Below are 12,810 nucleotides of genomic sequence, written 5' to 3'. Positions count from 1 at the left end.
CGGTGTCAGCCTCAGGGGCGCGTGATCGGCAGCGGCGAGTCGGACCCCACGGCGCCGCCCGTGGATGGCAGCGGAGGCGGGCTGTTGCCCGGCGGCTGCCCCATGTTTCGATCCAGGCGCGTTGGAACCTCCGACAGGTTGTTCTCGACCATGTAGTCGTTCATTTCGCGCCAGCCGGCGAAGATGGCCGACTTCGATACCTGTGGATTGAGCGCGTAACAGTCCTCGAGTGCGCGGCCCGAATGCCGGCAGCCGCCTCCGATGGCCCGCCCCTCGGCCTCGGCTGCCGCTGCGCGGCGTTCCGGGTCGGGGATGTCGAGCAAGTCGTAGAGCATGTCGCAGCTGGCCAGCAGCGGCGCACACAGCAGGACGAGCAGTCGGGTTCGCAGAAGCATGGATGCGGGCTTGGTGGTTCGTCTACCGCTTAACGACCGTTGGCGGGCATTCTTGAAGCCCGATTGTGCAATTTTCCGGTGTTCGCCGCAGCGCACAGGCGCGACCGGCTTGCGCACCGCACGCCGGAATCGCATCCTTGACGCCTTGCAGAGCCGGCCCCTACCATCTCGCCTTTTCCAGCAGGCCCGCTATCTTGACCATCCAGCAACTCCTTGCGCCGATCGGTGCCGACATGCAGGCGCTCGACGAGGTCATTCGCCAGCGCCTGCATTCGGACGTGGTCCTCGTGCGGCAGGTCGCCGAGTACATCGTCGGCAGCGGCGGCAAGCGCCTGCGCCCGGCGCTGGTGCTGATGTGCGCGGCCGCCTGTGGCTACCGCGGTCGCGATCACGTCGAACTCGCGGCGGTCGTCGAGTTCATCCACACCGCGACGCTGCTGCATGATGATGTCGTCGACGAGTCGGATCTGCGCCGCGGGCGTGACACCGCCAATGCCGTGTTCGGCAACGCTGCCTCGGTCCTGGTGGGCGATTTCCTGTATTCGCGCGCCTTCCAGATGATGGTTGGGGTCGGCGACATGCGCGTGATGCAGGTGCTCGCCGACGCCACCAACGTGATCGCCGAGGGCGAGGTCCTGCAATTGCTCAACGTGCGCAACGCCGACGTCGACCTCGACGGCTATCTGCGGGTGATCCGCTACAAGACGGCCAAGCTGTTCGAGGCGGCGGCGCGCCTGGGCGCGATCCTGGGCAAGTCCGGCGAGGCGTGCGAGCGCGACATGGCGGGTTTCGGCATGCATCTGGGTACGGCCTTCCAGATCATCGACGACGTGCTCGACTACTCGTCGAAGGAGGCGGCTACCGGGAAACACCTTGGCGACGATCTGGCCGAAGGCAAGCCGACGCTGCCGCTGATTCTGGCGATGCAGCACGGCACGGCTACGCAGGCGGCGCGCGTGCGCAAGGCGATCGAGAATGGCGAGCGCGAGGCCTTCGGCGACATCCTGCAGATCATCGGCGAAACCGGTGCGCTCGAGGCCTCCCGGGCGTTCGCGCGTTCCGAGGCCGAACTCGCTTCCGGCGCGTTGTTGCATTTGCCCTCTTCCGTTTTCAGGGATGCGCTGCTAAAATTGTCAGCCTTTGCAGTCGAGCGAGATTTCTAGCACTGCAAGGGGTTTCAAAGCGTCGGGGAATAGCTCAGCCTGGTAGAGCACTGCGTTCGGGACGCAGGGGCCGGAGGTTCGAATCCTCTTTCCCCGACCATCCATTCCCGGGGTCGCGCATCTTGTTGCGGCCCGGTTCCGGAAAACCGCCTTCGAGGCGGTTTTTTGTTGTCCGTGACGCTGGAGGTGTGCCATGCCTTTCCGCTTCGGAGACCTCAAGCAGCGTAGCCGCGCTTCGTGGGAGGCCTATTGCCGGCACGATTTCGTGCGTGCCCTGGGCGCCGGCGATCTCCCCGGGCCGGCCTTTCGTCACTACCTGCAGCAGGACTATCTGTTCCTGATCCACTTTGCGCGGGCCTTCGCGCTGGCGGCGTACAAGAGTCGCGACCTGGCCGATCTGCGCCGTGCAGGCGACGGGCTGCGTGCGATTCTCGATGTCGAACTTGACCTGCACGTGGCCTATTGCCGCGAGTGGGGCATCGACGAGGCCGCGCTGGCGCGCCTGCCTGAATCGCGTGCGACGCTCGCCTACACGCGCTACGTGCTCGACACCGGCAACCGCGGGGATCTGCTCGACCTGCATGTGGCCCTGTCGCCGTGCATGATCGGCTACGCCGAGATTGCGCTGTGGCTGCTCGAGCAGCCATTCACCCGGCTCGACGGCAATCCGTATGCGCCATGGATCGCAATGTATGCGGGCGACGAGTTCCAGCAGGCCGCGCGCGATGAGCGCGAGTGGGTCGACGCCCGGCTCGCGCGGGTCGATGCTGCGCGATTCGACGAACTGGTGGAGATCTTCGATGCCGCCGCACGGCTGGAAGCCGACTTCTGGCAAATGGGGCTGGATCTGGCAGATTAGGCGCGGCTTCGCCGTCGCCCGCAGATGAGTGCGCTAGACGCAAAAAAGCCCGGGATGTCCCGGGCTTTTTCATTCAGCGGCAGACGTTCAGTCGATGCGCTGGATGTTCGCGGCCTGCTTGCCCTTCGGGCCGGACACGATGTCGAAGGACACCTTGTCGTTTTCGGCCAGCGACTTGAAGCCGCCGCCCTGAATCGCGGAGAAGTGAGCGAAGACGTCCTCGCCGCCGTCCGCCGGAGTGATGAAGCCGAAGCCCTTGGCGTCGTTGAACCACTTTACGGTACCGGTTGCCATGATGTGCATCCTTGCAATGATTGAGTCAAACGTGGGCGTGAGCCCGGAAATACGAGAATCAAGGCCAAGAGCACTTGCCGATACCGCTGAGGTACTACGAAGAGCTGACGTACTTTGAAAACCCGCGAACGGAGTATGAGGCCGGGCCTGTGCGAACACAAGCATTTTGTTGCAGGCGGCGGACGTGGCAGCCTGTCGCGGGTGTTGCCGTGCCGCGACATGGCCGCGCGCACGGGGGCCTGAAGAGGCGCCCGTGCGGGCCTCGTCACGCCATGGCGTGACGGGTCGGCTTGCCCCCGCGGAGGCGTTCGTGAAAGATCATCGTCGATCGTCTCCGGCTCGCCACCGATGCCGCGCGAAGCGCCTGCATGAGGGGCTGGCGCGGAAACCGCGCGGGCGCGGGGCCGGGTCGTGAGGGGTGGCGCGAACGCCTGCGGCGGCAGGGTTGCGGTGATCGATCGGGGTGTCCCTACCGGGGCGGCCTGACCGCTTGTTGCGGGTACGCAACACAAACCGGGCCCCGACCTTTCTTTTTGTTACGCCGAGCTTGCGGCAGTGAGCGGCGCTTTTGCACAATCACCCCAGCTTCTCGATTGAGAGGTAAGTCGGGCCAGCAGGCGCTGCTGGTTTCAGCTTAAAACTAGAGGAGAAATTCATGCAAAAGAAACTCATCGCTCTGGCGGTTGCCGGCCTGATGTCTGCGCCGGCGATGGCGCAGTCGAACGTCACCATCTACGGCCTCGTCGATCTCGGCATGGTCTACGCCAAGCAAGGTGACAACAAGTTCCGTGGCGTTCAAAGCGGTACCGTTTCCGCGTCGCGCATCGGCTTCAAGGGCTCCGAGGATCTGGGCAACGGCCTGTCCGCCAAGTTCCAGCTCGAGTACGGTATCGGTGCCGACGTCGGTAGCGGCCCGACCGGTGCCCGCCAGTCGTGGGTCGGTCTGGACGGCGGCTTCGGCTTCGTCGGTCTGGGTCGTCAGTACTCGCCGGGTCACAACGGTGCTGCCACGATGACCAACTTCATGAACTCCAGCCAGATGGACCCGCTGTCGGTCCTCGCCGGCGCCGCCGGTGCGACCATTCGTGTCGCCGGTTCGGGTCGTATCAACAACTCGATCAACTACAAGTCGAAGTCCTTCGGCGGCCTGAAGTTCGAAGCCCTCTACGGCTTCGGCGAGCGGAACCAGGACGACGATCGTAGCGAAGGCGACGTCGTCGGTCTGGGCGCCATGTACAGCAATGGCCCGATCGAAGCGACGGCCGTCTATCACCGCATCGACGGCGGTGCCGGTGACGACCAGAAAGAATGGTTGCTCGGTGGTGGCTACAACTTCGGCGTCGCTCAGGTCAACCTGACCTGGCAGAACGTCGACGCCGGCTCGATTGACAACGACGTCTGGACCATCACCGGCACGATCCCGGTCAGCGAGGCTGGCAAGGTTGCGCTCGGCTACGGTCACCTGAGCCACGACAACAGCGATATGGACGCGGACATGTACACGGTTGCGTACTTCCACAGCCTGTCCAAGCGCACGATGGCCTACGCTGGCTACTCGCACGTCAATAATGACGACGGCGCCGTGCGTCCGTTTTCGGCTGGCCTTGATGCCGACGCCGGCAACAACGGCAACGGTTTCACGGTGGGTATTCGCCACACGTTCTAATCGTCTTTCCTGACGATTCGATCGAAACGGGCGCGCAAGCGCCCGTTTTTACGTTTACCGCCGGCGCTCTCCGGGCGGGGCGTGCGCGGCGGTGTGCTAGAATTTTCCGGCTCTCAAACCGGTTCGCCTTCCCGGGCGACATTCTCAGCAGCTACCGATGCGCATTCTCCTCAGTAACGACGACGGCTATTTCGCGCCCGGCCTTGCGGCCTTGGCCGACGCCCTGCACGACCTTGGCGATACAACCGTGGTCGCGCCCGAGCGCGATCGCAGCGGCGCGAGCAACTCGCTCACCCTCGATCGGCCGCTGGCGCTGCGGCAGGCGGCCAACGGTTTTCACTTCGTCAATGGCACACCCACCGACTGTGTTCATCTGGCCGTCACGGGAATGTTCGATCATCTGCCCGATATGGTCGTCTCCGGCATCAATCACGGAGCCAACATGGGCGACGACACGATTTATTCGGGCACGGTCGCCGCGGCGACCGAGGGATTCCTGCTCGGCGTGCCGGCCATCGCGTTTTCTCTTGCCAGCAAGTCGGCGACCGACTTTACCGCTGCGGCCAAGGTTGCGCACGATCTGGTCGCGCGCTTCATCCGTGATCCGTTCCGCGAGCCGGTACTGCTCAACGTGAACATCCCGGACTGCAGCACGGGCGACATCCGCGGCGTGCGCCTCACGCGGCTTGGCAAGCGCCACAAGGCCGAACCTGTCATTCGCGGCACCACGCCGCGCGGCGAGACGGTGTACTGGATCGGGCCGGCCGGGCAGGCCGCCGACGCCGGCGAGGGGACGGACTTTCAGGCCGTCAAGGATGGTTATGTTTCGGTCACGCCGCTGCGCGTTGATCTGACCCACAACGGTCAGATCAACGCCGTCGCGGAGTGGCTGGAGGTCTGAGATGGGTGTGTGTGAGCCGGCCCAGGCGGGTGGCCGGGCAGCGCTGCGCATGGTCGAGCGCCTGCGCGCCCAGGGCATCCGCGACGAGCGGGTGCTCGACGCGATGCTGCGCGTGCCGCGTCAGCACTTCATCGATGCCGCACTGGCCTACAACGCCTACGACGACACGCCGCTGCCCATCGGTTTCCAGCAGACCATCTCCCAGCCCTATGTGGTGGCGCGCATGATCGAGCTGCTGCGCGCCGGTCGCGAACTCGGGCGCGCGCTCGAAGTCGGTGCAGGATGCGGTTATCAGGCCGCGGTGCTGTCGCATCTGGCGACCGAGGTGTTCGGCATCGAGCGCATTCGCGGGCTGTTCGAGCAGGCCAAGGAGAATTTGCGACCGTTCCGTTATCCTAACGTGCGGCTCAAGCACGGCGACGGTTCACAGGGCTTGCCGCAGGCCGCGCCGTTCGACACCATCATCGTTGCGGCTGGCGCACGCGAAGTGCCGCTGGCCTTGCGAGACCAGCTCGCCCCCGGCGGGCGCATGATGATCCCGGTCGGGGCCGGCGGCGAGCAGCAGCTGGTGATGACCGAGAGGGTCGGAGACGTATTCAGGGAAAGTCGGCACGAGGCGGTTCGTTTCGTGCCATTGCTGAGTGGACTGGAATGAAGAACTCGATCGATCACGCTGCCACCGCACGGCTGCTGCTGCCGCTGGCCTCGGCCCTGCTTTTGAGTGGATGCCTGTCGCAACTGCCGGCGCCGTTCGGCGATGCGTCGCGCGGTTCGACTGCGCCGTCTACTGCAGGCGCTCAGGCCGACGGCCAGCACCACGTCGTGCGCCAGGGCGATACCTTGCTCGGCATCAGCCGCACCTATGGTCAGAGCGTGGGCGATCTGGTGCGGTGGAACGGGCTCGAAAGTCCGCATCAGATCCGTGTCGGCCAGCGCCTGCGGGTGGCGCCGCCGAGTGCGGGCAGTGGCGAGGATGCCGTGACGGTGCGCCCGATCGAGTCCCCGGGGGTGGTCGCCGAACCGAGCCAGCCGGCCGCCGAGGTGCCGTTGATCGATTCTCCACGCGGCGGCCGCACGGAATACTCGGACGAGGCCTGGGCCGCGATCAACCCGCAGATCCTGCCGTCCGAGCCGCCGCTGCCGATTCCGTCGCCGCCGGACACGCCGCCCGCACAGCCTGCCCCGGCGGAGCCTTCAGAGCCGGCGGAGAAGCCCGCGCCTGCGGCGCCTGCTGCGGTCGAGGCGCCATGGCTGTGGCCGGCCGCTGGTGAAGTCATCGAGGGTTTCGACGAGTCCAGCAACAAGGGCCTGGACATCGCCGGCGAGCCGGGAGACCCGGTCGTGGCCGCGGCGGCAGGCAGCGTGGTGTATTCGGGCAGCGGGTTGCGTGGCTACGGGAAACTGGTCATCATCAAGCACGAGGACGACTTCCTGACGGCCTATGCCCACAACCGCGACCTGCTGGTCAAGGAAGGCGACAAGGTGAGCAAGGGCCAGAAGATCGCCGAACTCGGCAGTACGGATGCGGATCGCCCGAAACTGCATTTCGAGATCCGCAAACAGGGCAAGCCGGTGGATCCTGCCAAGTTCCTGCCGGCGCGTTGACGACGAGGTCCGCATGTACGATCCGGCCGATGACGACGACGACCAGAGCGTTGCCCGCGAGCCGGACCTGCCGCTCGAGGTCGAGGCCCTGGGCGAGCCGGCCGCGACACCCACGCCGGCCGAGAGCGATTTCCTCAATGATGTCACGCAGATCTATCTCAACGAGATCGGCGCCAACCCGCTGCTGACGGCCGAAGAAGAGGGCGTGCTCACCCGCCGCGTGCGCGCGGGCGACTTCGAGGCGCGTCAGACCATGATCGAGCGCAACCTGCGCCTGGTCGTCAATATCGCCAAGCATTATCTCAATCGCGGCATCCCGCTGCTCGATCTGGTCGAGGAAGGCAACCTCGGCCTGATGCATGCGCTCGAGAAATTCGATCCCGAGCGTGGCTTCCGCTTCTCGACCTACGCGACCTGGTGGATCCGGCAGAACATCGAGCGCGCGATCATGAACCAGTCGCGCACCATCCGGTTGCCCGTGCACGTGGTCAAGGAACTCAATCAGGTGCTGCGCACGCAGCGCGCGCTCGAGGCGCTGGGCAATGGCGAGTTCACGCTCGAGGAAGTGGCGCAGCGACTCGACAAGAGTGTAGACCAGGTGCGCGCACTGCTCGCGCTGGGGGAACACACCGCTTCGCTGGACGCGCCGCTGGACATCGATCCGACGCTGTCCATCGGCGAGTCGCTGGCCGACGATCAGGCCTGTACAGCCGACAGCATGATCCAGGAGCACGAGATCGAGGATCTGGTGCGCGACTGGATCGCCAAGCTCAACGAAAAGCAGCGCACCGTGATTCGTCACCGCTACGGCATCGACGAGTGCCAGATCATGACGCTCGAGGAACTGGCGGTGCGCCTGGGCCTGACGCGCGAGCGCGTGCGCCAGATCCAGCTCGAGGCGCTCGGCCAGTTGCGCCGCTCCATCCGCCGCCGCGGCATTTCGCGCGACGTTCTGCTGTAGCTCCTCGTTCAGTCCTCGCTGGTTGCGTTGGCGGCCGTGTGTGCGCGCTCGAAGCGGTAGCGCAACGTCTCGGCCAGTTCCAGCACCGACATCGCGTAGAAGCTGCTGCGGTTGTAGCGGGTGATCACGTAGAAGTTGCGATAGCCCAGCCAGTACTGCGTGTCTGCGCCGGGCGTGGGCAGGTCGAACAGCGTCGCCTGCCCGCCATGCAGTTCGCCACCCAGGCCGATCACGCCCTGCGCAGCCAGTTGTGCGGTGTCGAGCGTCGGCTCGATGCCGGCGGCGATCAGCGGTGCCGGGTCCAGTCCCTCGGGCAGGGCTACGCGCGTGGCCACCGGCTCACCCGGGCGCCAGCCATGTTGCGCGAAGTAGTTGGCGACGCTGCCGATCGCATCCGCCGGCCCCGATTCGAAGTCGATGCGCCCGTCGCCGTCGAAATCCACCGCATAGGCGCGCACGCTGCTGGGCAGGAACTGCGGATAGCCCAGGGCGCCGGCGTAGGAACCGTAGTAGCTGAACGGGTCGCGCTGCTGTTCGCGTGCGAGCAGGAACAGATTCTCGAGTTCGCGCCGGAACAGCCCGGCACGCGGCGGATAGTCGAAGGCCAGGGTGGCCAGCGCGTTGAGCGTCTGGAAGTTGCCGGTGTGACGTCCGTAATGGGTCTCGACGCCGATGATGGCGACGATGAACTCGGGCGGCACGCCGTAGCGCCGGCTCGCCGCGTCCACGGTCGTGCGATGTTCGCGCCAGAAGTCGAGCCCGTTGTCGATGCGCGCGTCGTTGAGGAAGCGGTCGCGATAGCGCACCCAGGAGCGCTCGCCGCCAGGGCGGGCTTCGGGCGGGCGGATCAGTTCGATGACGCGGTCGATGCGTTCGCTGCGGTCGAGGACCGAGCGCAGTTCATCCCCATCCATGCCGTGCGTGCGCACCATGTCCGCGATGAAGCGGCGGGCCTCGTCGTGATCGGCGTACGAGGCGTGGGCGGCAAGGGTCGGCAGCGCCAGCAGGGCAATACAGGCGAACGTGCTGAAAACGCGGTTCATTGCGGCGAAAACTCCCGGATGCGTTGTGCCAGCTCTCTCGTGAGCGCGGCGGCGTTCGCGCTTGGCGGGCCGTAGCGCAGGCGCGCATAGCTGCGCGCGATGACACGCACTTCGCGCGCCCGCTCGGGCAGCGCTTGTGCGACGCGCTCAGCGTAATCGATCGGGCCTTCGGAAGGCAAACGCGCCAGGCCGCGACGGGCCAGCCGCGCGCCGAAGCGCCGCCACAGGCGGTCGAGGTCGTCGCCGGGGCGGCGCTGGTGCAGTGCCCACGCGAGCAGGGCCAGCATCAGCAGCCCCAGCCCCGCGCCCAGCGCGATTGCCAACGTGCGCCAGTCGGGCCGCTCGACGCCGAGCTCCTGCAACAGGTCGCCCTGGCGTTGGCGGTCGTAGCCGACGACGTTGCGGTTCCAGGCATTGCCCAGCGCTTCCCAGCGATCGCGCAGTGCGCGCAAGGCTTCCGCAGCGACGCCTTCGCGCATCATCAGCGGGCGCGTCTCACCCGCAGGCAACGCGGCCGAGACGCCGCTTTCGATGCGCGAAGGCGCAGCCAGCGCGGTCGGATCGACCCGCACCCAGCCGCGCCCGGGCAGCCAGAGCTCGGCCCAGGCGTGGGCGTCGGACTGGCGTACCACCAGCGTGCCGTCGACACGATTGACCGTACCCCCCTGGTAGCCGGTGACGACCCGTGCGGGCACGCCGGCGGCGCGCATCATGAACACGAAGGCCGACGAGAAGTGTTCGCAGAAGCCGCTGCGCGCGTCGAACAGGAATTCGTCGACGGGGTCGTCCTCGAGCAGCGGCGGGGCGAGGGTGTAGGTCAGCGCGTTGGTCGAGAACCAGGCGAGCACGCGGTCGAGGATCTGCGAGGCATCGTCGGTGTCGGCGGCGAGTTCGGCCACCAGGGCGCGCGTGCGCGGACTGCCCGATTCCGGCAGGCGTGTGGCCGCGTCCAGCACGGCCGGCGACTCCGCCAGCCCGACCACGGTCTCCGGGTAGGCCTGCAGGGCCAGTTGTGCGCGGGTGCGCAGCGGGCGTTCGGCCAGCAGCGTGTACTCGCTGCCGTAGGCCACCTCGCCGTCGGACGCCGCGCCGGGAAAATCGAGGGCGAGCAGCCAGCGCTTGTTGTGCGGCTCCACCGTCAGCACGTAGTCGATGGCCGGGCCGGCCGGCGCGTAGGCTGGTTGGGCAAGGCGCGCGTTGCGCGCCATGCGCCATACGCGTCCGTCGAACTCGCTCAGCACCGGGCCGCGCCAGTAGCGCTGCGATGGCGGCGGCAGCGCGTCGGAGAAGTCCGCGCGCAAGGCGATCTCGCTCGACAGGCCGAGCTCGGCGATCGAGCCCGGCGCCATTTCCTCGGACAGGCCGGTCATGCCTTCCCAGGCGTCGCGTGGCATGCCCCACAGCGGTCCGGGCAGGCGCGGGAAGAGCATGAACAGCACGATCAAGAACGGCAAGGCCTGCAACATCAGGGTGGCGCCGCTGCGCAGCGTGCGCCATGGCGAGGGCTCGGGATCCTCGAGGGCGAGCATTGTAGCGGCCGCACACAGCGCACCGCCGAGCGCGAACAGGGCGGCCATCAGCGTCTGGTCGTCGAAGAACAACGCGAGTTGCAGGAAGAAGGCCAGCAGCACGCCGGCGCGGACGTCACGCGGGCTGTTGCCCTCGAGCAGCTTGAGACACAGCAGCGTGGCGAGCATCGCGATGCCCGGCGCCTTGCCGAAGAAATAGCCGAAGTCCATGCGCACCGCGAGCGCCACTGCGAGCGCGACCAGCAGCATCGCCAGACGGTGTACGCGATCGGTACGTGCACCGTCGCTGCGCGCGCGTGCCAGATGCCATGCGAGCAGCAGCGCGCACGCGCCCGATGTCCACAGCGGCAGGTAGGCCATGTGCGGCACCACCGTCACCAGCGCCGTCGCGAACAGCCACAGCGAGGCCGCGCGCGGCGCAACGCGTCGAACATTACGCGCCACGGCGGCTCCGGGCGAGGGCGAGTCGCGCCAGACAGGCGGACAGATGGGCGCGTCCGCAGGCGCTCGCGAGCCGGCCATCGGGGGTCGTCAGCGCGTAGGTGGCCGCGCGCGCTTCGGCCGCCAGTACCCATGCGGTGAGCCGCGCCGCGCGTGCCTCGTCGTGCGGGCATGCGCCCAGTGCATGCCAGTCGAGTTCCAGCGCCGCACCCGCGTGGCCGGCGAACTCCTTGGTCAGCATCGGCCCGCCGGCCGCGACCGCCTTCCAGGCGACATGGCGCGGCGAGTCGGTGAGGCGGTGCGAGCGCAGGCCGGCGAAGTCGTCGTCGCCGGTGCCCTGCGGACGCAGTCCCTCCGGGCTGCCCGCACCCGAGGGCAGGGGCGGGGCATTGCGTTCGGGTGCGGCATAAACGAGCACGGACACGGCCGGTCGCAGCACGCTCCAGGCCCGTGCCAGCCCGAGTGGCCAGGTGGTGTAGAGCGTAATGCGTTCGATCGCGTGCCAGCCGCGTTGCTCGGTGGGTATGGCGACGGCGAGGGTGTCGGCGGCGCCGGCGTCTAGCGTGGCATGGGCCTCGGTGTCGCCGACGCGAACGCGCAACGCGGGGCGTCGCCAGTTCGACGGGTTCTCGAGGTGCACGCGCAGCGTCGCCGTCTCTCCGGCGAACACCGGTTCGACCGAGGCGCGCACGACGCGCAGGCCATGCAGGTTGCGAAAGGCGTGCACCGTGCCGGCGACGCCCAGCCCGAACAGCAGGAACACCAGCGCATAGCCCAGGCTCAGGCCGTAGTTGATCGCCCCCACCAGCATCACCATCAGCGCGAGCGCGAAGGCCAGCCCGGCGCCCGTGGGCAGTACGTAGATGCGCCCCTGGCGCAGCGTCACCGGCAGGGAGTCGTCGTCGCGACGGCCGAGCTTGCGCGCGAGCGCGTCGGGCAAACCTTCGAGCGCGTCGGTCGCTCTCATCCGTCCACGGCGACGCCGGCCAGCAGGCGTGCGAGCAGCGCTGGCGGCACCGGGCGGCCATCGTTGGCCAGATGCAGGCGATGGCCGGCCACATGCGCAAACACCGCCTGTACGTCTTCGGGCAGCACGTGGTCGCGGCCGTCGATGAGCGCCCAGGCGCGCGCGGCGGCGAGCAGGCCGAGGCCGGCGCGCGGACTGAGACCGCCGGCCAGATCGGGATCGACGCGCGTGGCCGCGAGCAGGGACTGCACGTAGTCGATCAGGCGCGGCGCGACCGCAACTGCCTGTGCCGCGCGCTGCAAGGCCAGCATGTCTTCGGGCGATATCGCGGGCGGGGTGCGTTCCAGCAGTTCGCGTCTGTCCTCGCCCATGAGCAGGGCGTGTTCGGCCTCGCGGCCCGGGAAGCCCATATGGATGCGCATCAGGAAGCGGTCGAGCTGACTCTCCGGCAGCGGGAAGGTGCCGATCTGCGTGGCCGGGTTGCGTGTGGCAATGACGAAGAAGGGTTCGGGCAGCGCGTGGGTTTCGCCGTCGGTGGTGACCTGGCGCTCCTCCATGGCCTCGAGCAGCGCGCTTTGCGTCTTGGGCGTGGCGCGGTTGATCTCGTCGGCGAGGATCAGTTGCGCGAACAGCGGCCCCGGGTGGAAGCGGAAGGCGCCGGCTTCGCGGTCGAAGATCGACACCCCGGTGATGTCGGCCGGCAGCAGATCGCTGGTGAATTGCACGCGCTGGTAGTGCAGGCCGATCAGGCGAGCGAACACATGCGCCAGCGTGGTCTTGCCCACGCCGGGCAGGTCCTCGATGAGCAGATGGCCGCGCGCGATCAGGCAGGCGAGCGCCAGGCGCAGTGGCTGCGGCTTGCCGAGGATGATCTCGTTGGCGGCGGCGAGCACGCGCGTGACGCGCTCGAACGGGGCGGGTGGCTGGCTGGGATCGGACATAGCGGGGATAATAGACCACTCTGATTCTGGTTCGTTTCGGGAGCG

The 12,810-nt window shown here is 67.5% G+C and carries 13 protein-coding genes and 1 tRNA gene; 8 read left to right on the top strand and 6 right to left on the bottom strand.

Annotated features, from left to right (window positions below; genetic code table 11):
• Positions 1–11: 11 nt before the first annotated feature.
• Positions 12–395: a hypothetical protein gene (locus C0099_RS12000; protein WP_102247634.1), complete on the bottom strand. Its 384-nt coding sequence runs from the start codon at positions 393–395 to the stop codon at positions 12–14.
• 194 nt (positions 396–589) lie between these two features.
• On the opposite strand from C0099_RS12000, the gene C0099_RS11995 reads away from it, so the two are divergent.
• The 3 genes from C0099_RS11995 (at position 590) to tenA (ending at position 2,417) form a co-directional block, all read left to right on the top strand.
• On the top strand, positions 590–1,558 hold the full coding sequence (locus C0099_RS11995; protein WP_102247633.1) for a polyprenyl synthetase family protein: 969 nt from the start codon (positions 590–592) through the stop codon (positions 1,556–1,558).
• A gap of 23 nt (positions 1,559–1,581) precedes the next feature.
• Positions 1,582–1,658, top strand: a tRNA-Pro gene (locus C0099_RS11990).
• Between the two features lie 93 nt (positions 1,659–1,751).
• Positions 1,752–2,417: a thiaminase II gene (gene tenA / locus C0099_RS11985; RefSeq protein WP_102247632.1), complete on the top strand. Its 666-nt coding sequence runs from the start codon at positions 1,752–1,754 to the stop codon at positions 2,415–2,417.
• 87 nt (positions 2,418–2,504) lie between these two features.
• Here the strand turns inward: tenA and C0099_RS11980 are convergent, their stop codons facing one another.
• Positions 2,505–2,711, bottom strand: a complete 207-nt coding sequence (locus C0099_RS11980) for a cold-shock protein (RefSeq protein WP_102247631.1) — start codon at positions 2,709–2,711, stop codon at positions 2,505–2,507.
• 655 nt (positions 2,712–3,366) lie between these two features.
• Here C0099_RS11980 and C0099_RS11975 point away from each other — a divergent pair.
• The 5 genes from C0099_RS11975 (at position 3,367) to rpoS (ending at position 7,844) form a co-directional block, all read left to right on the top strand.
• On the top strand, positions 3,367–4,377 hold the full coding sequence (locus C0099_RS11975) for a porin (protein WP_102247630.1): 1,011 nt from the start codon (positions 3,367–3,369) through the stop codon (positions 4,375–4,377).
• A gap of 157 nt (positions 4,378–4,534) precedes the next feature.
• Complete coding sequence (surE, locus tag C0099_RS11970) at positions 4,535–5,278, top strand: 5'/3'-nucleotidase SurE (RefSeq protein ID WP_102247629.1); 744 nt, start codon at positions 4,535–4,537, stop codon at positions 5,276–5,278.
• A gap of 1 nt (position 5,279) precedes the next feature.
• Positions 5,280–5,933: a protein-L-isoaspartate(D-aspartate) O-methyltransferase gene (locus C0099_RS11965; RefSeq protein ID WP_228151582.1), complete on the top strand. Its 654-nt coding sequence runs from the start codon at positions 5,280–5,282 to the stop codon at positions 5,931–5,933.
• Entirely contained in the window at positions 5,930–6,883 is a 954-nt protein-coding gene (locus C0099_RS11960; RefSeq protein ID WP_173768958.1) for a peptidoglycan DD-metalloendopeptidase family protein, read from the top strand. Before C0099_RS11965 ends, C0099_RS11960 begins: the two co-directional genes overlap by 4 nt.
• 13 nt (positions 6,884–6,896) lie before the next feature.
• Positions 6,897–7,844, top strand: a complete 948-nt coding sequence (rpoS, locus tag C0099_RS11955; RefSeq protein WP_102247628.1) for an RNA polymerase sigma factor RpoS — start codon at positions 6,897–6,899, stop codon at positions 7,842–7,844.
• Positions 7,845–7,852: 8 nt separating this feature from the next.
• On the opposite strand, the gene mltB is transcribed toward rpoS, so the two are convergent.
• Genes mltB through C0099_RS11935 form a run of 4 tightly spaced genes read right to left on the bottom strand, consistent with a single transcriptional unit; the run spans position 7,853 to position 12,765 of the window.
• Complete coding sequence (mltB, locus tag C0099_RS11950; RefSeq protein ID WP_102247627.1) at positions 7,853–8,887, bottom strand: lytic murein transglycosylase B; 1,035 nt, start codon at positions 8,885–8,887, stop codon at positions 7,853–7,855.
• Positions 8,884–10,860: a transglutaminase TgpA family protein gene (locus C0099_RS11945; RefSeq protein ID WP_228151581.1), complete on the bottom strand. Its 1,977-nt coding sequence runs from the start codon at positions 10,858–10,860 to the stop codon at positions 8,884–8,886. Before C0099_RS11945 ends, mltB begins: the two co-directional genes overlap by 4 nt.
• Entirely contained in the window at positions 10,850–11,824 is a 975-nt protein-coding gene (locus tag C0099_RS11940; RefSeq protein WP_102247625.1) for a DUF58 domain-containing protein, read from the bottom strand. Before C0099_RS11940 ends, C0099_RS11945 begins: the two co-directional genes overlap by 11 nt.
• Positions 11,821–12,765, bottom strand: a complete 945-nt coding sequence (locus tag C0099_RS11935) for an AAA family ATPase (RefSeq protein ID WP_102247624.1) — start codon at positions 12,763–12,765, stop codon at positions 11,821–11,823. Before C0099_RS11935 ends, C0099_RS11940 begins: the two co-directional genes overlap by 4 nt.
• Between the last annotated feature and the right edge of the window lie 45 nt (positions 12,766–12,810).

The organism is Pseudazoarcus pumilus (genome assembly GCF_002872475.1).
GTDB classification, from domain to species: Bacteria; Pseudomonadota; Gammaproteobacteria; order Burkholderiales; family Rhodocyclaceae; genus Pseudazoarcus; species Pseudazoarcus pumilus.
The sequence above is the reverse complement of the archived record's forward strand: the minus strand, read 5'-3'. Positions and strand labels throughout refer to the sequence as shown.